Genomic DNA, 16490 nt, shown 5'->3' on the forward strand with positions numbered 1-16490 from the left:
TGATCCTCGCCGTGCTTGTCTGGGAAGGCCTGACCGCAACCCCCGCGCTCGCCCAGCGCGAGCCGGTGCTGGTGCCCGCCGTCAGCCAGTCGCGGATCGAGGTGCGTCAGGGCTTCACTGGCGCGCGGCTGCTGCTCTATGGCGCGGTGATCGATCCGGCGGGCGCAGGCAGCCGGGGCGAGGATTACGACATCGTCGTCGTGCTCAAGGGCCCGTCCGAAGCAGTGCGCATCCGCGAGAAGGAACGTATCGCCGGGATCTGGGCCAATGCCGAATCGAGCGATTTCCGCTCGGCCCCGGCGTTCTTCGCAGTCGCATCCTCGCGGCCCGTCAGCGAGATCGTCGATGAACGCACCGCCGCGATCTACGAACTCGGCACCGAGTTCATCCAGCTCAGCCCGAGCGGCGAGATCGACCCCGAGGAACAGGCCCGCTTTGCCAAGGGCCTGGTCGAGCTGCGCCAACGCCAGGGGCTGTATCAGGAAGACCCCGGCGGGGTGCGCATCGCCGAAAAGGTGCTCTATCAGGCGCGCATCAACCTGCCCTCCAACGTGACCACCGGACGCTACACCGCCGAAACCTTCGCCATCGCGCGCGGCCGCGTGCTGGCGAGCGCGACCGCGCGGATCGAGGTGGTCAAGGCGGGACTGGAAGGGCAGGTCGTCACCGCCGCGCAGCGCTGGTCGTTCCTCTACGGGCTGGGCGCGATCGGGCTGTCGCTGATGATGGGCTGGATCGCCGGGCGCCTGTTCGCGCGCGGCTAAGCGTCCGTCGCCCCCGCTTGGCGCCGCGCGCTGCCAAGGCGCTTTGTTGACGCGATTTTAACCCTGCCCACCCTATTCCTCGCTCGCGGATGGCAACACCGCGCAGGGAAAAGGCGCCAATGACCGATCACGGCAGGCAGGATTTTGAACGCTTCACCGGCCCCAATCCGGCGGGCGAGGAAGAGCGGGCCGCCGCCCATGCCGCCGCGCCGGCGCAGGGGCCCGACAACGCGCGCCTGCCGATCGGAGTGGTGCTGGAGATTTCGGGCTCGGGCTCGCAGATCGCGCTTGATCTGCAGCGCATCAACGAATGCATGGGCGATGCCGATGCCTCGATCGCGATGGCCGGGCAGGTCGGCAGCCAGATCAAGATCCGCGTCGGCGACAGCTGGCTGCTCGCCAACGTGCGCGACCAGCGCAAGGACCGCCGCACCGATGGCGGGATCATCGCCAATATCGACTTCCTCGGCGAAGGCGGCGAGGAAAAGCTGACCGGGCGCATCCACGGTTTCCGGCGCGGGGTCACCCGCTATCCGATTCCCGGTGCGATGATCTATCCCTGCACCACCAAGGATCTCGAACAGATTTACGCCAGCGATGGCCGCGCCAGCATCACCATCGGCAAGGTCTTCCCCACAAAGGATATCCGCGCCGGGCTCTATGTCGATGCGATGCTGGGCAAGCACTTCGCGCTGCTCGGCTCGACCGGCACCGGCAAGTCGACCAGCGCTGCGCTGATCCTGCACCGCATCTGCGAAGCCGCGCCCAAGGGTCACATCGTCATGATCGACCCGCATGGCGAATATTCAGCCGCGTTCCGCCAGATCGGCCAGATCCTCGACGTGTCGAACCTGCAGATGCCCTACTGGCTGATGAATTTCGAAGAGCACGCCGAAGTTCTGCTCTCCAGCAGCGGCAACGAAAGGCAGATGGACGCCGACATTCTCGGCAAGGTGCTGCTCGCCGCGCGGTCGAAGAACCGGCTGGCGCAGACCATGGGCAAGATCACGGTGGATTCGCCGATCCCCTATCTGCTGTCCGATTTCGGCAACATCCTGCAGGACGAGATGGGCCGCCTCGACAAGGCGACCTCGACCGCGCCCTACATGCGGATCAAGACCAAGCTGGACGAGCTCAAGGCCGATCCGCGCTACCAGTTCATGTTCTCCGGCATGCTGGTGGGCGACACGATGGTCGAGTTCATCGGCAAGATTTTCCGCATGCCCGGCGGCGGCAAGCCGATCTCGATCATCGACGTGTCGGGCGTGCCGTCCGACATCACCTCGACCGTGGTCGCGGTGCTCAGCCGCCTTGTCTTCGATTTCGCGATCTGGGGCCGCGAGGAAAAGACCCGGCCCGTGCTGCTGGTGTGCGAGGAAGCGCACCGTTACGTCCCCAACGAGAAGAACGCCGATGGCTCGTCGGTCGGCAAGATCCTCAGCCGGATCGCCAAGGAAGGGCGCAAATACGGGATTTCGCTGGGTCTCATCACCCAGCGCCCCTCCGACCTTGCCGAAGGCGTGCTGTCGCAGTGCGGCACGATCATCTCGATGCGCCTCAACAACGACCGCGACCAGGCCTTCGTGCGCGCGGCGATGCCCGAAGGTGCGCGCGGGTTCCTCGATTCGATCCCCGCCCTGCGCAACCGCGAATGCATCATCTGCGGCGAGGGTGTCGCAATCCCGATCCGCGTTGCCTTCGACAACCTCGAGGAACACAAGCGCCCGGCCTCCGAAGACCCGAGCTTCGTCGACCTGTGGAGCCAGGACGGCGGCGAGGAAGAGCTGGTCGAACGCGTGGTGATGCGCTGGAGATCGCAGGGTTAAGGTTGAAGCGCCGCCAGATCGGCCATCACGCTGCTGCGGAACGTCCCGTCGATATCGAACACGCGCCATCCCTGCGGCGTCATGACCAGATCGACGCGGCGCGTGTCGACTGCGCCGAAGTTCGAGAAGGACACCCTCGCCGTTGCCCGCTCGCCCATCAGGCCGACGTAATCGATCCGGAAGCTGACATCGCCATAATCTTGGCAATTGCACACCGGATCGGCCCCGAAGCTTGCGGGCATGTCACCGCCCTGTTCCATCCGCTTTGCCAGAGTGGTGATCGCCGCGGCGAGATCGGGGTCGAAGGTCTGATCGGGCTTGCCGAACAGATCGGGCACGTCGTCGGTGGCATAGACCGCGTAGAGCCGCTCGACGAAGAGCCGTGCGTCGACCACCACGTCCGTAGCGTCGCTGGGCGGGAGCGGCGGGGGCGATTGGGCGGCGGCGGGCGCGATTGGGCGGCGGCGGGCGCGCCGGTCAGCAGCGTGACGACTGCGCCGAGGATCACGAATGGCCGCATTTCGATGTCTCCTTCCAACTCTGGTTCCGGACCCGCAGGGTTCGGAAGGCCGACCGGCCGCCCGCAGGTGCTCAAGCCTGCAAGGCTTGAAACGCACCGAGGATGACCCCGCGGAGGCGGGGTCGCAACCAAGCTACGTCCCGCGCGTATCCCCATAGAGGTGAATATGCATCCGGTCGCTCATTCGGAAGCCGTGTTGAAGGCAGAGATCGCTCAGCCACGCCTGCCGCGCGCGCAGGGTCGCGCTGTCGGTGCCCTCGGCCATCAGGAACACGCGCTCGGGGCGGAAGCGGTAGCGCTCTTGCAGCGCGAGCACCTCGTCGACATCCGCGGGTGAAGCGACCACGAACTTGAGGAAGGCGCGCGGCTCGCTCGCCCAGGCGTCGAGGCGTTCGGGGAGCAGCGCCAGCTCCGCCGGATTGCCGCTGTGAGACAGCTTGGGGCTGACATTGTATTGATCGACCCGAACATCGAGCCTTGCGGGCGGGGCGACGGTGCCGTTGGTCTCGATCTCCACCGTGATGTCCGGCAGGTGCGCGAGCATCTCCGCCAGCGCGGAGGCTTGCAACAGTGGTTCGCCCCCGGTGATGACGAGGCGTTTCTGGCCCAGCGCCGCGATCCGCTCAGCCGTTTCGGCAGGCGAGAGCGTCACCTGATTGGCCTTGCGGTCATAGGCCACGCCGTCGCGGTGCGGGCGGTTGTCGCCCTCGAAGTGCCACGTATAGGCCGTGTCGCACCACGTGCAGGCAAGGTTGCAGCGGCTGAGCCGCACGAAGGCGACCGGCACGCCCATGCTCGGCCCTTCGCCCTGCAACGAGGCGAAAATCTCCGGCCCGCCGGTGTCGTCGGTGGCGAGAGTGAGGTTCATTGGCCAGCCTGTTGGGAAGGTGACAAAGGTGACACCGTGTCACTTTCCCAACATTTCAAAAAACCTCTCATAATCAATGGCTTGATGGCAAACACATCACGCGGACGGACAGGGGTTTCGCGCGCGAAATCGAGGGCGGGGCGACAGGACATGTCTGGCCTATGCCACGATTTGCAGGAGTAGGAAATTTCCCTTGCGCCTCGCCCGGCAATGGCAGCTTTCGTGGGTCTGGCGGAAAAAGCTGCCGTTCGGCTATCGACCCCTTTGCGGACGTTCCCAAGTTCGTCGCCCCGTGCTTGACACGGGGCTTGGCTACTTCTGTCCAGCCTCGGGTGCGAACCATTGCTCCCACAGATCGTCCCAATCGGGATTGCTTGCCTCGATCAGCGCGAACTTCCATTCGCGCAGCCATTTCTTGACGAGCTTTTCGCGGGCGATAGCGCCTTCGATGGTGTCGTGGCGTTCAACATAAACAAGCCGCGTCTTTGCGAAATCAGCGACATGACGCGAACCCGTGCCCTCGCGGTGCCGATAAACGCGAGCGAGCGCATCCGCGGTCACGCCGACATACATCCCGCCGCGATAGCGGTTCGCCATTATGTAGACCCAGCCACCCTTCTCCATGCGTCAGGTATCGCGCCAAGGCAGAAGAAAGAAAAGCCAAGCCCCGTGTCAGGCACGGGGCGACGAGTCTTGGTTTGGCAGCTCCCCACCCACAAGCAGTCATCGCGCAGTCGCCCGGCGTGGCCCGAAAGCGGACATTGCGCAAGGCGAGTTAGCGGAGCGGTGTAAACCTAACCCAGCCGCGCCAGCGCCGCCGTCAGCCGTTCCACCTCGCCTGTGTGGTGGGCAAGATCGGCGCGGGCCTTTTCGACGGCTTCGGGCTTGGCTTTCTCGGCGAAAGCGGGGTTCGAGAGGCGGCCGCCGAGCGACTTTGCTTCCTTCTCCGAAGCCGCCAGCGCCTTTTCGAGCCGCGCCTTTTCCGCCGCGATGTCGACGATGCCTTCGAGCGGGATGACGAACACGTCCTCGCCCGCAGTCACCTGCATCGCGGGGCCTGCGGGGGGCTCGCCGATGGTCACAGGGGTAAGGCGCGCAAGGCGTTCGATCGCGGCAGAGGAACGCTCGATGGTGCGCGCCGCCACGTCCGAGGGCGCCGCCAGCCACGCCGCCAGCTTGGCGCCGGGGGCGATGCCGAGCTCGTTCTTGGCGGAGCGGGTGCTGGTGGTGAGGTCGATCACCCAGTCGATCGCGTCGGTCGCTTCCTTGCTCACCTCGGCTTCCGGCTTGGGCCACTGCGCAACGATCAGCTCGTAAGGCCGCTCGCCCAGCTTGTGCCACAGCTCTTCGGTGATGAAGGGCATGAAGGGGTGCAGCATGACGAGGATCTGGTCGAGCGCCCACCCGGCGACCGCGCGGGTTTCGACCGCGGGCGGGCTGTCGGCATCGCCGGCGAAGACCGGCTTGATCAGCTCGAGATACCAGTCGCAGAACTTGCTCCACGTGAACTGGTAGATCGCATTAGCCGCCGCGTCGAAGCGCAGGTCGGCCATCGCGCGCTCGATTTCGCCGACGCAGGCCTGCACCTCGCCGATGATCCATTGGTTGGCGGCGAGGCGCGCGGGCGGGGCCTTGATCGTGTCCGAGGCGCCGATGCCATTGGACTGGCAGAAGCGCGCCGCGTTCCACAGCTTGGTGGCGAAGTTGCGATACCCCTCGACCCGCTTTTCATCCATCTTGATGTCGCGGCCCTGGCTTTCCATCGCCGCCATGAAGAAGCGCAGCGCGTCCGCGCCATACTGGTCGATAAGGCCGAGCGGATCGACGACATTGCCCTTGGACTTCGACATCTTCGCGCCGTCCGCCGCGCGCACGAGGCCGTGGAGGTAAAGCGTGTCCCAGGGCTTCTGCCGCATGTTGTAAAAGCCCATCATCATCATCCGCGCATCCCAGAAGAACAGGATGTCGAAGCCCGAGATGAGGAGGCTGTTGGGGAAGTGCTTCTGGACGAGCGGGCTGTCACTCTCGGGCCAGCCGAGCGTGGCGAAGGGCCACAGCGCCGAGGAGAACCACGTGTCGAGCACGTCCTCATCCTGCGTCAGCGCCACGCCATCACCCGCGAGCGCCTGCGCGGCGGCCTCGTCTTCGGCGACGAAGCAGCGGCCATCATCGGCGAACCACGCCGGGATCCGGTGCCCCCACCACAGCTGGCGCGAGACGCACCACGGCTGGATGTTCTCCATCCAGTTGAAGAAGGTCTTCTCCCACGTCTTGGGCACGATCTGGATCTCGCCGGACTTCACCGCCGCGATCGGCTTCCTGGCGAGTTCCGCCGCGTTCACATACCATTGGTCGGTCAGCCACGGCTCGATCACCACGCCGCCGCGGTCGCCGAAGGGCGTCGCGATCTGGCGCGGTTCGGCGTCGTGCGCCACGTCCTCGCCGTCCTTGTTCCTGGTGATGTGCGGGATGAGGTAGCCCTGCTCCTTCATGCGCGCGACGACCAGCTCGCGCGCGCCATCGACACCGTCGCGCTTGAAGCGGTGGAGGCCGAGGAATTCCTCCGGCACCAGCCCGTCGGCGGTCTGGCAGACGTTGGCCTCGGCATCGAGCATGTTGAGCATCTCGGACGCCGCGAACCCGGCGCGCTTGCCGACCTCGAAGTCGTTGAAATCGTGGCCGGGCGTGATCTTCACGCAGCCGCTCCCCAGCTCGGGGTCGGCGTGTTCGTCCGCGATCACCGGGATGCGGCGACCGGTCAGCGGCAGGATCACGTGTTTGCCGACGACACTGGCATAGCGTTCGTCCGCTGGGTTCACCGCCACCGCCATGTCGGCGAGCATCGTCTCGGGACGGGTGGTGGCGACTTCGAGATAGTCGCGGCCATCGGGCAGGGTCGCGCCGTCGGCGAGCGGATATTTGAAGTGCCAGAAACTGCCCGCGATGGTCTGGGTCTCCACCTCAAGATCGCTGATCGCGGTCTTGAGCTTCGGGTCCCAGTTCACCAGCCGCTTGTCGCGGTAGATCAGCCCGTCGTTGTAGAGGTCTACGAAGGTCTTGATCACCGCGCGGGTGAAGTGCGGGTCCATCGTGAACTGCTCGCGGCTCCAGTCCATCGAGCAGCCGAGACGGCGCAGCTGGCCGACAATGCTGCCGCCGCTTTCCGCCTTCCACTCCCACACCTTCTCGACGAAGGCCTCGCGCGAGTAGTTGGTGCGCTTGTCCTGCCGCGCCTCCATCTGGCGCTCGACCACCATCTGCGTGGCGATCCCGGCGTGATCCATGCCGACCACCCACAAGGCGTCCTTGCCGCGCAGCCGCTCATAGCGCGTCACCACGTCCTGCAAGGTGTTGTCGAGCGCGTGGCCGATGTGGAGGCTCCCCGTCACATTCGGCGGCGGATTGACGATGGTGAAGGCCTCCGCATCGGGCCGTTCCGGGCGGAACAACCCGTTCGCTTCCCAGTGGGAATACCAGCGCGCCTCGATATCGGCGGGGTCGAAAGTGGTGGGCAAGGTGGTGTCGGTCGGGTTTGGCATGATGCCCCGCGCCATGCCAGCAGCGATGCTGCGATGCAATGCACCAGACGCCTGCGACCTGCCGCGAGAGCCTTGCCCGTGGCGGAAAATCTCCCCATAGCCTCATCCCGATGCAGCAGGGCGCGGAATATTCGCTGGACGATCACGGCGCGGACGGCACCCGGCTGGTGCTGTCGGGGCACCTGACGCTGGCCAGCATCGGCCCCTTCGACCGCGCGGTGAAGGCCATCGACGGCCCGATCCACGCCATCGATCTGGCCGGGGTCGAGGAAATCGACACCGTCGGCGCATGGGTGGTGTGCCGCGCCGCGCACCGGCTTTCGAGCGAGATCACCGGCGCCAGTCCCGAAGCCTTGCGCCTTCTCGCCTCAGTGCAGGACATTGATGTCGATGGCCCGATGCGCCCGCCGCGCCCGCCGGTGTGGGAGCGTGTGCCGCTGGCGGTGGGCGACAAGGTCTTCGGCGCCCGCTCGGGCATTTATGGGGTGGTCGCCTTCTTCGGGCAGATCCTGATTGGCGCAGGCAGCCTGATCCGGCACCCGCGACGCTTCCCGATCAAGGCGCTGGTGCACCAGATGGAGCTGGTCGGCGTCACCGCGCTGCCGATCATCGGGCTGATGAGCTTCCTGATCGGGATCGTCATCGCCCAGCAGGGCTCGGTGCAGCTGGAGCAATTCGGGGCGGAATCGCTCACCGTTAACCTCGTCGGGCGCATCACTCTGCGCGAGTTGGGCGTGCTGATGACCGCGATCATGGTCGCGGGCCGATCAGGCAGCGCCTTTGCCGCGCAGCTGGGCACGATGCGGCTGACCGAGGAGATCGACGCGATGCGCACCATCGGCATTTCGCCGGTCGAAGTGCTGGTGATCCCGCGCATTGTCGCGGCGACCTTCATGATGGTGCTGCTGGGCTTTTACGCATCGCTGATGGCGATCATCGGCGGGGCTGTGGTGGGCGACCTCACGCTGGGCATCCCGTTCTGGACCTTCCTTGCGCGCATTCAGGAAGTCGTGCCCGAACATGACCTGTGGGTCGGCCTGATCAAGGCTCCGGTGTTCGGGCTGATCGTGGCGCTGGCGGGTTGCTATCACGGGCTGCAAGTGCGCGGCAATTCGGAAGAGGTCGGGCGGCGCACCACCATGGCCGTGGTCTCGGCGATCTTTGCGGTGATCGTGCTCGACGCCTTCTTCGCGGTGTTCTTTACCGAGATCGGGTGGGGCTGAGCGATGCGGATCAACCGGCATGAAGGCGACGACGCGCCCCCGATCGTGATCGAGGGGCTGGTCAACCGCTTCGGCGATGTCGCGGTCCACGACGGGCTCGACCTCACGGTGCGGCGCGGCGAGATCCTCGGCGTGGTCGGCGGATCGGGCACCGGTAAATCGGTGCTGATGCGCTCGATCATCGGCCTCCAGCGGCCCGACGCGGGGCGGATCGACGTGCTGGGGCGCTGCATCACCGAAGCCGATCTCGATCAGGGCATCGGCGTGCGTCGCCGCTGGGGGGTGCTGTTTCAGGGCGGGGCGCTGTTTTCGACCCTGACGGTGGGCGAGAATGTCGAGGTGCCGCTGCGCAAGTATTACCCCGACCTGCGTCCCGAACTGCGCGCCGAGATTGCTCGCTACAAGGTGATCCTGACCGGCCTGCCGGAAGACGCTGTGGCGAAATTCCCCTCCGAACTCTCGGGCGGGATGAAGAAGCGCGCCGGGCTAGCGCGCGCGCTGGCGCTTGATCCCGAACTGCTGTTTCTCGATGAACCCACCGCCGGGCTCGACCCGATCGGCGCGGCCAATTTCGACCGGCTGACCCGCGAGCTGAAGGAAACGCTGGGGCTGACCGTGTTCCTGATCACCCACGATCTCGATACGCTTTACGAGATTTGCGACCGCGTGGCCGTGCTGGCCGACCAGAAGGTCATCGCGGTCGGCACGATCCCTGAACTGATCGCCACCGGCCACCCGTGGATCGAGGAATATTTCAACGGCCCCCGCGGGCGCGCGGCCGAGGCTTCGCACCTCAGGGGCAAGGAATGAGCGGGATTATGTTGGACACACCCGCCCGGCTGGCTTCATAGGGACAGGCATATGGAAACCAGAGCCAATCATCTGTGGGTCGGCGCGGTCACGCTGGTGCTACTGGCGGCGCTCGCGGCCTTCATCGTCTGGATCGCCCGGCTGGGCGAAGGCGCGCAAGACGAGTATGACATCTTCTACGGCCAGTCCGTCTCGGGCCTTGCCAATGGCAGTCAGGTGAGTTTCGCCGGGGTGCCGGTGGGGCAGGTGACCGAGATCGACCTCGCCGATGGCAACCCGGAATTCGTCCGCGTGCGGATCAAGGTGAAGAGCGACGTGCCGATCCTCGTCGGCACCCAGGCGACCATTCAGGCGAGCTTTACGGGGGTTTCGACCATCCTGCTCGACGGCGCGCGCAAGGATGCGCCGCCGATCACCTGCGAGACCACCGCCTGCCCCGAAGGGCGCCCGGTGATCCCTCCGGGGCGCGGCGGCTTTGGCGAGATCGTCGCCAACGCGCCGCTGCTGCTGGAACGGCTTGCGACCCTGACCGAACAGCTGAACATCATCCTCGGCCCGGACAATCAGGAAGAGCTGGCAGGGATCCTGCGCAACTCCAACCGCCTGACCGACGGGCTGGCGGATGCAACGCCCGAACTGACCGCCAATCTCAAGGAATTCCGCACCACGATGCAGGAATTCAACAAGGCGCTCAATGCCTATGAAAAGCTCGCCGCTACCACCGAAGGCCTGCTGAACAAGGAAGGCGAGCCGCTGGCGAAGGAGCTGCGCGGGACGCTCGAAAGCGCCAATGCCGCGCTCGCCTCGCTTTCGGCGACGCTCGAGGACACGCGGCCCGCCGCGCGCCAGCTGCGCACCACCACGCTGCCCGCCGCCGAGGCGACGCTCGAAGACCTGCGCGCCACCAGCCGCGCGCTGCGTGCGGTCACCGAAAAGCTCGAAAGCGAAGGCGCGGGCGCGCTCGTTGGCGGCAAGTCGCTGCCCGATTACAAGCCTGAATAGGGGACGGATCGCATGACACTGAAATACCGGCCGATCCTCGTCGCCCCGCTGCTGCTCGCGCTGGCGGGCTGCATCAGCCTCGGCGGCGAACCGCCTGAAAGCCTGCTCACCCTGAGCCCCGAAACGCGCGCCCCTGCAGGGCCGGGCGTGAGCGGGGCCGACCGCCCGGTGATCGCGGTGCTGGGGATCGACACCCCGGCCAAGCTCGATGTGCTGCGCGTGCCGGTGGCGGTGAGCGACACGGAACTCGCCTATCTGCAAGAGGCCTTCTGGGTCGAAAAGCCCGCGCGCCTGTTCCGTCGTCTGGTGGGCGAGACGATCCGCGCGCGCGGGGCCGCGATGGTGGTCGACGGCGATGATGCCGCGACGCTCGCCACGGTCAGCCTGCGCGGCACGCTGATCGACCTGGGCTATGACGCGCAGGCCTCGGCGGCGGTGGTGCGGTTCGATGCAGTGCGGATCGACCGCGAGGGCGCAGTCACCACCCGCCGCTTCGAAGCGCGCGAAACCGGCGTCCCGGCCGAAGCGCGCGCGGTGGGCGCGGCGCTGAATGCGGCGTCGAACCAGGTCGCGGCCGAAGTCGCCGACTGGGTCGCGGGGGGTTAGGCTAACCCCTGGCCAGCCGGGCGAAAGCACAGGCGCGCAGGAAATCGGCTTCGCGCCGTTGACGGCGTTCCTCGGCCTCTGCGTCGCGGCCCCATAGCTCGGCCTGCCACTCCTCTTCCAGACACACCGCCTGCCACAGCGCGCGCGGCTCGTCCTCGTGCGCGGCATCCAGAGCGGCGAGCGCGGTGACGAGCGAGGCGGCGAGCTTTGTCATGGCCTCGACCCCGGTCAGCACGAAGGGCGGCAGCACGGCGAGGCGCGCCCGCATCACGGCGAGGCTCTCGGGCGGCTGGGGGCGGTGGAGCACGCCGCTGACCCGCGTCAGGGTGATGCCCTGTGCGGCTTCGAAGGCGTTGAGAAGCGGCTCCCATTCGGCCAGCTGGCGCGCGTGGAGCGGCTCGTCGGGGTCGGCGCGGTAACACAGCGTATCAGTCTCGGCATAGGACACCAGCCCCTCGGCGACGCCCGCCGGTTCGGGTGCGACGATGTCGATCGCGTAGTCAGACATGTCGCGCAACGGGAGGCTGGCGGGGTCGATCTTCTCGCCCTGCCGCGCCCACTCCGCCGCCAGCGCCTCGCCCAGCGCACGGGTCGGCGCGATTTGCGGCGCTCCGCCCACGGTCTTCACCCCGCGCGCATCGAGCATGACCTGCCAGCCGCCGCCGGTCTCGGCGAGCGTCACGTCCTTGTAAAAGCGGCGGATCATCGGCGGCCTCGCTCCCGCGCGGCATCGGCCGCCTTCCAACGCCTTGCGAGAAACACGGGCATGGCGAAGACATCGAAGAAGCCCATCACGGCGAGGACCACGCCCACCCAGTAGGGCAGGTCGATCACGCCCTTCACGATCGCAAAGCCCAGCATCACCAGCCCGACCCCGGTAAAGCGCATTGCGGTGATGACGATGAAGCGTTGCTTGGCCTGCGCCTCGGCGACATCGCGCGGGGAACGGCTCATGGCAGGGTCTCCTCGAGCGCGGCGGCGAGGTCTGCGGCGGTGGCGACCACGCGGGCCGCACCGCTGGCGATCAGTTCGGCAGGCTGGTGATAGCCCCATTCGACCCCGATCGCGGCAACGCCGATGCTGCGCGCCATCGCCATGTCGAAGCCGGTGTCGCCGATCATCACCGCCTGCTTTGCGCTCGCCCCGGCCTCGAACAGCGCGGCTTCGAGCATGGCGGGGTGTGGCTTGGAAGGGTGGCGGTCGGCGGTTTGGAGCGAGACGAACAGGTCGGCGATGCCGTGGCTGGCGAGGCAGGCGGCAAGGCCCCGGTCGGACTTGCCGGTGGCGACTGCGAGCTGCCAGCCGCCTGCGTGCAGGGCGCGCAGCAGCTCGGCGATGCCCTCGTATAGCGGCTCGTCGAGCAGCCCCTCCTCGCGCCGCGCGCGGAAGCTGGAGCGGTAGAACTCGGTGACGGCGTGGTTCTGTTCGTCCGAGAGCGAAGGGGCGAGCGCGCGCACCGCGGCAGGCAGGCTGAGGCCGACGATCCGGCGCACGGCGTGATCCGTGGGGGCGGGCAGCCCTGCGCGGGTGAAGGCGCGCGCCATCGCCCAGCAGACATCGGCCTGCCCGTCGACCAGCGTGCCGTCACAATCGAACACGGCCAGCTTCATGCCGCAGCCTCGCGGATCATCCGGGCGAGCGCGGTGTTACCGGCGGCATCGAGTCCCTCGGCGATGCGGGCACGCTCGGGCGGGGACTTCTTCTGCGAGAGCTTGAAGGTCGGGCGCCGCGCCAGCACTTCGAGCTCGAAGCCGACGATGCCGCGAAACAGCCCGCTCCACGTGCCTTCGGAGGATTCCTCCGCCCGCCAAGGCTCGCCGCCCAGCTTGCCTTCGTGCTTGGCAATGGCCGTATGCAGGAATTCCTCAAGCGCATCGTTGGACAGCCGCCGCACCCGGCCTTCCAGCTCGAGCGAAACGTAATCCCAGGTCGGCACCGCATCGCGCTGGTCGTACCAGCGGGGCGAGACGTAGCCCTCGGGCCCGTTCACCACCACCAGCGCGGTTGTGCCGTCGAGGTGGCGGGTGAGGGCATTGCCGCGCGACAGGTGGAACCGCACCGCACCGGCACCGGTGGAGAGCAGCGGGGTGTGCGCCACCCGCGGGCCATCAGGTGTTTGCGCGAAGATGGTGCCGAAGCCGACCCGGTCAATCAGCGATTCCATCAGCGCATCGTCGTCGGTGCGGAAGAGCGGGTTGGGGTGCATCAGCGCGTCGGCTTCCCGGGCTTGCGACCCGCTCCCTTGGCGGGCGGTTTGACCTTGGGCTTGCCCTTTGCCTTGGGTTTGGCCGCAGCCGCTCCCCGCGCGCGCCGGGGGCTGCGTTCTTCCTTGCGCGCCTGCTTGAAGTGGCGGCGGGCGGCCTGCTTCTTTTCTTCCGCGCTCTTCTCGGGCGTTTCCTCGCGCAAGGGGGAGGCATCGGAGAGCGCCGGGTCGAAGCCCAGTACCTCCATGCTCGCGGCGAAGTGCGGGGGGAGTTCGGCGGTGACGTCGAGCTTGCCGCCGGAGCCTTCTCCGGCCTTGGGCTCGGTGATGATCAAGCGGCGGGCGTGCAGGTGCATCTTGCGGCTGACCGCGCCCGTCAGGAAAGCGTCCGGCCCGCCATACTTGCCGTCGCCCACGATCGGGTGGCCGATCGCCGCCATGTGGACGCGCAGCTGGTGCGTGCGGCCGGTGAGCGGCTCCAGTTCGACCCACGCGGCGCGCTGGCCTGCGCTGTCGACCACGCGGTAACGGGTCTTGGCCGCGGCGCCGTTTTCCTCGTCGATATGCATCTTCTCGCCGCCGGTGCCCGGCTGCTTGGCGAGGGGCGCGTCGATCACGCCTTCGGACAGGGCGGGCTTGCCGACCACCAGCGCCCAATAGACCTTGCGCGCCGAGCGGCTGGCGAAGCGTTTGGAGAAGCTCGCGGCGCTCCCCGGCGTGCGGGCGATCAGCAGCACGCCCGAAGTGTCCTTGTCGAGCCGGTGGACGAGCCGCGGGCGCGGCGTGCGCTCGTTCTCGACAAACGCATCGAGCAGGCCATCGACGTGCTTGGTGGTCTTGCTCCCCCCTTGGGTGGCGAGGCCGGGGGGCTTGTTGAGCACGATTGCGCTCGGCGTCTCGCGGATCACCATCTCCTTCGCCTCGGCGATCTGTTCGGGGCTGAGCGCACGCGCCTTGGGCTTGGCGGGTTCGCGCGCTGGCTCGTCACCGCCCGGCGGCACGCGCAGCACTTGCCCGGCGGCGAGGCGATCCTCGGGCTTGGCGCGCTTGCCGTCCACGCGGATCTGCCCGGTGCGCGCCCAGCGCGACACGGTGGCAAAGCCGACCTGCGGCAGGTTGCGCTTGAACCAGCGGTCGAGCCGGATGCTGTCGTCATCCTCGGCCACGGTGAACTGGCGGACGCTATCGGAAGGGCTCTCGGTCATGACAGGCTCTGCGCGGCGACAAGGCCGAAATAAAGCGCCGCCACACCCGCCACCAGCGAGGCCGCGACATAGGCCCCCGCCAGCCCCAGCTGGCCGCGGTGCATCATCGTCACCAGCTCCGCGCTGAAGGCGCTGAAGGTGGTGAAGCCGCCGAGCAGCCCAACACCCACCAGCAGCCGCAGCGATTCGCCCGAGCTTTCCCCCATGGTGCCGCGCGCCAGCCAGCCGAGCAGCACGCCCATCAGCGCGCTGCCGATGACATTGACCGCGAGCGTTCCCCACGGAAAGGCGCCGCCCGATCCCATCAGACGATGGGCCAGGGGGCCGACATGATAGCGCAGCACCGCGCCCACACCGCCGCCGACGGCGACGTTGAGGCTTGCTACAAGAGGGGAGATTTCACCGGCCATCGCCCGCCCATAGCGAGGCGCGGGCCGCAAGGCTAGCGGTGCTGGGCGCGCGGCGCGATGCGGCGAATACGCTGCGATGGCTTGCCTTTCGGGCGCTGTTGGACTATCGGCCACGGCTTGGAGGGCGGCTCCCCTTGGGAATCGCCCGCTTTTCATTGAAATTCACCGCGTATCCTTGCGCAGAATCATGCAAGGCTCTGGCGTTTCGAGAATGAGGTAGTCGTCGTTTATGCAAATCATGGTTCGCGATAACAATGTCGATCAGGCCCTGCGCGCGCTCAAGAAGAAGCTGCAGCGCGAAGGCGTTTATCGCGAGATGAAGCTGCGTCGCCACTACGAAAAGCCCTCGGAAAAGCGTGCCCGCGAAAAGGCCGCTGCCGTGCGCCGCGCCCGCAAGATGGAGCGCAAGCGGATGGAGCGCGACGGGAGCAAATAATCCCGTCGTCAGGCGCGCCTCCGGCGACGGAACCGCTTGAAACACCTTTTGCGATCAGCCATCAGGGCGCGGCTTATTCCCGCGCCCTTTTGTCGTCATCCGGCGGCGTGAAGGTGCCGCTCAACAGGACCGTACCAATGACCGAGATTACCCGCGTTCCGATCAAGCCTGTGGCCAAGGGCTCGCTCACCAAGCTGTGGATCGGGGTTGTCCTCGCCGTGCTGGTTGGCGCTGGCCTCGCCTGGGCCGCCGTGCCGCGCGGGCTGAGCATTGATGTGCTCCAGGCCGGCACCGGCCCGACCGCCCAGCCGGGCGAGGTCGTTTTCGTCAAATACCGGGGCACGCTCGCCGCCGACGGCACCGAGTTCGAAAACGCGCAGGACAGCCCCTTCCCGATCAAGGGCCTGTTCCCCGATGGCACCCCCTTCCTGCTTGAGGAAGGCGCGACCATTCCGGGCTTCTATCAGGCGCTCCAGCAGGCGCAGAAGGGCGGCAAGTACAAGGTCTTCATCCCCGCCGATCTGGCCTATGGCGCGAACCCGCAGCCGGGCTCGGCGATCCCGCCCAATGCCGATCTCGAATTCGAGATCGAGGTGGTCGGCATCATGAGCCGTGCGGCGGTGGAGCGGAACATCCAGATCATGCAGCAGACCATGCAGCAGCAGATGGGCGAGATGGGCGCTGGCGGCCCCGGTGGCCCTGGTGGGCCGGGTGGCCAGCCGCAGATGGTTCCGGGCCAGTAAGGGGCGCGCGCTATGTCGGTCGACAAGGCAACCGTCGCCAAGATCGCCAGCCTCGCGCGCATCCGCATGGATGACGCCGCGCTCGAACGGATGGTGCCGGAATTGAACGGCATCCTCCAATGGGTCGAGCAGTTGGGCGAGGTCGATGTCACGGGGATCGAGCCGATGGCGGCGGTGATCCCCAATACGCTGCGCCTGCGCGACGACGTGATCGACGCCGATCCGCTGACCGGCGGCGGGCGGCAGGGCGATGTCCTCGCCAATGCGCCTGCGGCCGAGCATGGGTTCTTCGGCGTGCCGAAGGTGATCGAATAGGGGGAGGGGTTCCCCTCTCC

Annotated in this window: 19 protein-coding genes; 9 read left to right on the top strand and 10 right to left on the bottom strand. The window is 67.1% G+C overall.

All coding sequences use genetic code 11. The annotated features are described in order from the left end of the window. The first annotated feature begins 11 nt into the window (after positions 1-11). On the top strand, positions 12-764 hold the full coding sequence (locus BZF59_RS13170) for a TIGR02186 family protein (RefSeq protein ID WP_211277416.1): 753 nt from the start codon (positions 12-14) through the stop codon (positions 762-764). A gap of 119 nt (positions 765-883) precedes the next feature. Then, positions 884-2590 carry an ATP-binding protein gene (locus tag BZF59_RS13175; RefSeq protein ID WP_086608712.1) on the top strand — a complete coding sequence of 569 codons (1707 nt, stop codon included), beginning with the start codon at positions 884-886 and terminating at the stop codon, positions 2588-2590. Here BZF59_RS13175 and BZF59_RS13180 read toward each other — a convergent pair. The 4 genes from BZF59_RS13180 to BZF59_RS13195 form a co-directional block, all read right to left on the bottom strand. Then, positions 2587-2988: a hypothetical protein gene (locus BZF59_RS13180; protein WP_086608713.1), complete on the bottom strand. Its 402-nt coding sequence runs from the start codon at positions 2986-2988 to the stop codon at positions 2587-2589. The genes BZF59_RS13175 and BZF59_RS13180 overlap by 4 nt on opposite strands. 255 nt (positions 2989-3243) lie before the next feature. After that, positions 3244-3978 (bottom strand): 7-carboxy-7-deazaguanine synthase QueE, encoded by a 735-nt coding sequence (locus BZF59_RS13185; protein ID WP_086608714.1) that lies wholly within the window; start codon positions 3976-3978, stop codon positions 3244-3246. A gap of 312 nt (positions 3979-4290) precedes the next feature. Beyond that, entirely contained in the window at positions 4291-4602 is a 312-nt protein-coding gene (locus BZF59_RS13190) for a GIY-YIG nuclease family protein (RefSeq protein WP_086608715.1), read from the bottom strand. A 170-nt stretch (positions 4603-4772) separates the two neighbouring features. Next, positions 4773-7517: a valine--tRNA ligase gene (locus BZF59_RS13195; protein WP_086609208.1), complete on the bottom strand. Its 2745-nt coding sequence runs from the start codon at positions 7515-7517 to the stop codon at positions 4773-4775. Positions 7518-7627: 110 nt separating this feature from the next. Here BZF59_RS13195 and BZF59_RS13200 point away from each other — a divergent pair, with 110 nt between their 5' ends. From BZF59_RS13200 to BZF59_RS13215, 4 genes are read left to right on the top strand one after another with little or no spacing between them, the layout of a single operon-like run. Then, positions 7628-8740, top strand: coding sequence for an ABC transporter permease (locus tag BZF59_RS13200; protein ID WP_086608716.1), 1113 nt, complete (start codon positions 7628-7630; stop codon positions 8738-8740). Positions 8741-8743: 3 nt separating this feature from the next. Further along, positions 8744-9550, top strand: coding sequence for an ABC transporter ATP-binding protein (locus BZF59_RS13205; protein ID WP_086608717.1), 807 nt, complete (start codon positions 8744-8746; stop codon positions 9548-9550). Between the two features lie 51 nt (positions 9551-9601). After that, entirely contained in the window at positions 9602-10552 is a 951-nt protein-coding gene (locus BZF59_RS13210) for an MlaD family protein (protein WP_086608718.1), read from the top strand. A gap of 12 nt (positions 10553-10564) precedes the next feature. Next, positions 10565-11158, top strand: a complete 594-nt coding sequence (locus BZF59_RS13215) for an ABC-type transport auxiliary lipoprotein family protein (RefSeq protein ID WP_086608719.1) — start codon at positions 10565-10567, stop codon at positions 11156-11158. A 1-nt stretch (position 11159) separates the two neighbouring features. Here the strand turns inward: BZF59_RS13215 and BZF59_RS13220 are convergent, their stop codons facing one another. Genes BZF59_RS13220 through crcB form a run of 6 tightly spaced genes read right to left on the bottom strand, consistent with a single transcriptional unit; the run spans position 11160 to position 14976 of the window. Further along, on the bottom strand, positions 11160-11861 hold the full coding sequence (locus BZF59_RS13220) for an ATP12 family chaperone protein (protein ID WP_086609209.1): 702 nt from the start codon (positions 11859-11861) through the stop codon (positions 11160-11162). After that, positions 11861-12112: a hypothetical protein gene (locus tag BZF59_RS13225; protein ID WP_086608720.1), complete on the bottom strand. Its 252-nt coding sequence runs from the start codon at positions 12110-12112 to the stop codon at positions 11861-11863. The genes BZF59_RS13220 and BZF59_RS13225 overlap by 1 nt, the downstream gene beginning before the upstream one ends. Further along, positions 12109-12768, bottom strand: coding sequence for an HAD-IA family hydrolase (locus BZF59_RS13230; RefSeq protein WP_086608721.1), 660 nt, complete (start codon positions 12766-12768; stop codon positions 12109-12111). Before BZF59_RS13230 ends, BZF59_RS13225 begins: the two co-directional genes overlap by 4 nt. Continuing rightward, entirely contained in the window at positions 12765-13364 is a 600-nt protein-coding gene (locus BZF59_RS13235; protein WP_086608722.1) for an FMN-binding negative transcriptional regulator, read from the bottom strand. The genes BZF59_RS13230 and BZF59_RS13235 overlap by 4 nt, the downstream gene beginning before the upstream one ends. Continuing rightward, a complete protein-coding gene (locus tag BZF59_RS13240; RefSeq protein WP_086608723.1) occupies positions 13364-14566 on the bottom strand; it encodes an RluA family pseudouridine synthase in 1203 nt (400 codons plus the stop codon). Before BZF59_RS13240 ends, BZF59_RS13235 begins: the two co-directional genes overlap by 1 nt. Further along, positions 14563-14976, bottom strand: a complete 414-nt coding sequence (gene crcB, locus BZF59_RS13245) for a fluoride efflux transporter CrcB (protein ID WP_086608724.1) — start codon at positions 14974-14976, stop codon at positions 14563-14565. The genes BZF59_RS13240 and crcB overlap by 4 nt, the downstream gene beginning before the upstream one ends. Before the next feature lie 229 nt (positions 14977-15205). Between crcB and rpsU the strand changes: the two genes are divergently transcribed. The 3 genes from rpsU to gatC all read left to right on the top strand — a co-directional run bounded on the left by rpsU (position 15206) and on the right by gatC (position 16470). Beyond that, positions 15206-15412, top strand: coding sequence for a 30S ribosomal protein S21 (gene rpsU / locus BZF59_RS13250; protein ID WP_017664771.1), 207 nt, complete (start codon positions 15206-15208; stop codon positions 15410-15412). A 137-nt stretch (positions 15413-15549) separates the two neighbouring features. Then, positions 15550-16155 carry an FKBP-type peptidyl-prolyl cis-trans isomerase gene (locus BZF59_RS13255; RefSeq protein ID WP_086609210.1) on the top strand — a complete coding sequence of 202 codons (606 nt, stop codon included), beginning with the start codon at positions 15550-15552 and terminating at the stop codon, positions 16153-16155. A gap of 12 nt (positions 16156-16167) precedes the next feature. Then, on the top strand, positions 16168-16470 hold the full coding sequence (gatC, locus tag BZF59_RS13260) for an Asp-tRNA(Asn)/Glu-tRNA(Gln) amidotransferase subunit GatC (RefSeq protein ID WP_086608725.1): 303 nt from the start codon (positions 16168-16170) through the stop codon (positions 16468-16470). Positions 16471-16490: the final 20 nt, after the last annotated feature.

The organism is Erythrobacter donghaensis, from assembly GCF_002155425.1.
Taxonomy (GTDB): Bacteria; Pseudomonadota; Alphaproteobacteria; order Sphingomonadales; family Sphingomonadaceae; genus Erythrobacter; species Erythrobacter donghaensis.

What these genes read in the sequence shown, in the direction of transcription:
- BZF59_RS13235 (WP_086608722.1), bottom strand. Translation starts at nt 13,364, where the DNA reads ATGCACCCCAACCCGCTCTTCCGCACCGACGACGATGCGCTGATGGAA.
- gatC (WP_086608725.1), top strand. Translation starts at nt 16,168, where the DNA reads ATGTCGGTCGACAAGGCAACCGTCGCCAAGATCGCCAGCCTCGCGCGC.
- BZF59_RS13190 (WP_086608715.1), bottom strand. Translation starts at nt 4,602, where the DNA reads ATGGAGAAGGGTGGCTGGGTCTACATAATGGCGAACCGCTATCGCGGC.
- BZF59_RS13175 (WP_086608712.1), top strand. Translation starts at nt 884, where the DNA reads ATGACCGATCACGGCAGGCAGGATTTTGAACGCTTCACCGGCCCCAAT.
- BZF59_RS13205 (WP_086608717.1), top strand. Translation starts at nt 8,744, where the DNA reads ATGCGGATCAACCGGCATGAAGGCGACGACGCGCCCCCGATCGTGATC.
- BZF59_RS13195 (WP_086609208.1), bottom strand. Translation starts at nt 7,517, where the DNA reads ATGCCAAACCCGACCGACACCACCTTGCCCACCACTTTCGACCCCGCC.
- BZF59_RS13200 (WP_086608716.1), top strand. Translation starts at nt 7,628, where the DNA reads ATGCAGCAGGGCGCGGAATATTCGCTGGACGATCACGGCGCGGACGGC.
- BZF59_RS13210 (WP_086608718.1), top strand. Translation starts at nt 9,602, where the DNA reads ATGGAAACCAGAGCCAATCATCTGTGGGTCGGCGCGGTCACGCTGGTG.
- crcB (WP_086608724.1), bottom strand. Translation starts at nt 14,976, where the DNA reads ATGGCCGGTGAAATCTCCCCTCTTGTAGCAAGCCTCAACGTCGCCGTC.
- rpsU (WP_017664771.1), top strand. Translation starts at nt 15,206, where the DNA reads ATGCAAATCATGGTTCGCGATAACAATGTCGATCAGGCCCTGCGCGCG.
- BZF59_RS13255 (WP_086609210.1), top strand. Translation starts at nt 15,550, where the DNA reads ATGACCGAGATTACCCGCGTTCCGATCAAGCCTGTGGCCAAGGGCTCG.
- BZF59_RS13225 (WP_086608720.1), bottom strand. Translation starts at nt 12,112, where the DNA reads ATGAGCCGTTCCCCGCGCGATGTCGCCGAGGCGCAGGCCAAGCAACGC.
- BZF59_RS13240 (WP_086608723.1), bottom strand. Translation starts at nt 14,566, where the DNA reads ATGACCGAGAGCCCTTCCGATAGCGTCCGCCAGTTCACCGTGGCCGAG.
- BZF59_RS13215 (WP_086608719.1), top strand. Translation starts at nt 10,565, where the DNA reads ATGACACTGAAATACCGGCCGATCCTCGTCGCCCCGCTGCTGCTCGCG.
- BZF59_RS13230 (WP_086608721.1), bottom strand. Translation starts at nt 12,768, where the DNA reads ATGAAGCTGGCCGTGTTCGATTGTGACGGCACGCTGGTCGACGGGCAG.
- BZF59_RS13185 (WP_086608714.1), bottom strand. Translation starts at nt 3,978, where the DNA reads ATGAACCTCACTCTCGCCACCGACGACACCGGCGGGCCGGAGATTTTC.